The organism is Burkholderia sp. HMSC10F09 (genome assembly GCF_001806955.1).
Lineage (GTDB): Bacteria > Pseudomonadota > Gammaproteobacteria > Burkholderiales > Burkholderiaceae > Burkholderia > Burkholderia multivorans.
Map to the genome: position 1 here is coordinate 1 of NZ_KV786658.1, position 1,725 is coordinate 1,725.

General features: G+C 69.5%; 1 protein-coding gene. It reads right to left on the bottom strand.

The window, feature by feature from the left end:
- Nucleotides 1-131: 131 nt before the first annotated feature.
- Entirely contained in the window at nucleotides 132-1,442 is a 1,311-nt protein-coding gene (locus tag HMPREF3115_RS10835; RefSeq protein WP_035489171.1) for an MFS transporter, read from the bottom strand.
- Nucleotides 1,443-1,725: the final 283 nt, after the last annotated feature.

The window sequence follows — 1,725 nt, forward strand, 5'->3', positions numbered from 1 at the left end:
CACCGCGCCACCGCGCCACCGCGCCACCGCACCACCGCGCCGCTGCGCCGCTGCGGCGGCGCAAAGACGAAAGGGCCGAATTCCGCCGCGTGCGGAATTCGGCCCTTCGTTCGTCGGGCGCCTGGGCGCGCTCAGCGCGCGGCCGTCACGTCCTTCGCATCCTTCGCGAACTGCACGGCGATCGCGCCGAGCACGCAGATCGCCGCGACATACACGACCGGCGCCATCGGGTTCCACTTCATCATCAGCGACACGATCACGGGCGTCAGGCCGCCGAAGATCGCATACGCGACGTTGTACGAGAACGAGATGCCGGAGAAGCGCACGACCGGCGGGAAGCTCTTCACCATCACGAACGGCACGGCGCCGATCGTGCCGACCGTGAAGCCCGCGATGCCGTAGTACAGCGGCAGCGTCGACGCGTCGGCGGCGACCTGTGCGAACAGCAGGTAGTAGCACGCGGCGAGCACGAGGCCGCCGATGCCGAGCACGCGCTTCGCGCCGAACCAGCCGGCGAGCGAGCCGGCGCTGATGCAGCCGGCCGTCAGGCACAGCGTCGCGACGCTGTTCGCGAACAGCGTGGTCGCGGGCGTCAGGTGGAACTGCTTCTGCAGCAGCGCGGGCGTCATCAGGATCACGACGACGATCGCCGCGGACAGCATCCACGTGAGCAGCATCGACACGATCACCGCGCGGCCGTGATCGCGCAGCACGGCCTTCAGCGGAATCTCGGCGGCAAGCGCCTTCTTCGCCTTCATCTCGGCGAACACCGGCGTTTCGTGCAGCCAGCGGCGCAGATACACGGAGAACAGCCCGAACACACCGCCGAGCAGGAACGGAATGCGCCACGCGAACGCGGCGACTTCGGCGGTCGAATAGCGGCTGTTCACGCCGGCGGCGACGAGCGAGCCGAGCAGGATGCCGGCCGTCAGCCCGGCGGTCAGCGTGCCGCACGCATAGCCGATGTGCCGCGACGGCACGTGCTCGGACACGAACACCCACGCGCCCGGCACTTCGCCGCCGACGGCCGCGCCCTGCAGGATGCGGAACAGCAGCAGGAGCACCGGCGCGAGGATGCCGATCGTGTCGTAGGTCGGCAGCAGGCCCATCAGCAGCGTCGGCACGGACATCAGCAGCACGCTGAGCGTAAACATCCGCTTGCGGCCGACGAGGTCGCCGAAGTGCGCCATGATCACGCCGCCGAGCGGACGCGCGAGATAGCCGGCCGCGAAGATGCCGAACGTCTGCAACTGGCGCAGCCAGTCGGGAATGTCGTGCGGGAAGAACAGCTGGCCGATCGCGGGCGCGAAGAACACGAAGATGATGAAGTCGTAGAACTCGAGCGCGCCGCCGAGCGCGGCGAGGCCAAGGGTTTTGTAGTCGCTGCGCGTGAGCGCGCGTTCGGCGGCGCGAGGCACGCCGCTCAGTTCGGAAGCTTGCATGGTCAGGACGATCGGTTTTCGAATGTAGTTGTCGGTGCTGCGTCTCCAGGGCCCGCTGTTGGCGTGAACAGGCGCACGGCCGCGGCCCGCGTCGTCGGAAGGTGTGCTGAGCGCCGGGTAGAGCACGGAACACGCGCCGCCGCACCGGGATGGGGCGCGGCGGGGACGATGCGTCAAACTGAGTGGGGGATTCTACAGGAGCGCGAAATGCGCGAGGCGGCGCGGTTCGAGGGCGGCCTCGACTGCGCCCGCGCCGCGCCGGGCGAGCGCGGCGCGCGACGGG

Bases quoted from the DNA above. Each gene is read 5' to 3' on its own strand.
- HMPREF3115_RS10835 (WP_035489171.1), bottom strand. From the start codon at position 1,442: ATGCAAGCTTCCGAACTGAGCGGCGTGCCTCGCGCCGCCGAACGCGCG.